A 547-nucleotide genomic window follows, 5' to 3' on the forward strand; every position below is an offset into this window, starting at 1 on the left:
TTTTAATTAATTGTTTTTTAATATAAATTTTGTTAAAATATTATTGTTGAAAAATAACAAAGTGGTGATCGAGGTTTAATTTTATTATTTTAATGAAATTAGATTTAGGAAAGTCCATGTTAGCACATGTTTTTAGGAAAGCATGTAGTGTTTGTGCTTAAGAAAAAAATAACTTAAGGTACCTAATTTTATTAGGTAACGGCTTTTTAGATTCTAAGGATTTATTATTATATAAATTATATAATACAATCTATGAAAATAAAAAATAAAGTGCCACAGAGACGAATTAATTAGAAATAATTAAGTGAAACGCGGTAAACCCCTCAAGCTAACAATCCAAAATATGGTAGGAGCATATAAAAATCAATTTTTCCTAATTTAAATATTTTATAATTGATTTTTATACTATTTTTATAAATAAAAGTAGAGATAAATGATCACACTTGTTTTTTTATTAAAAAAAAACAAGAACAGAACATGGCTTATTCGTGTTATTTTTTAAATAGAATCTTTTTATTAGAGATTCTTTTTTTCTATTTAGCAAAAT

At 21.8% G+C, this 547-nt stretch carries 1 other RNA gene; it reads left to right on the forward strand.

From position 1 onward, the window contains the following. Positions 1-56: 56 nt before the first annotated feature. Positions 57-490, forward strand: an RNA gene (rnpB, locus tag M8044_RS02485) — RNase P RNA component class B. Positions 491-547: the final 57 nt, after the last annotated feature.

The sequence above is a fragment of the Columbia Basin potato purple top phytoplasma genome (assembly GCF_028595955.1).
GTDB lineage: Bacteria > Bacillota_I > Bacilli_A > Acholeplasmatales > Acholeplasmataceae > Phytoplasma.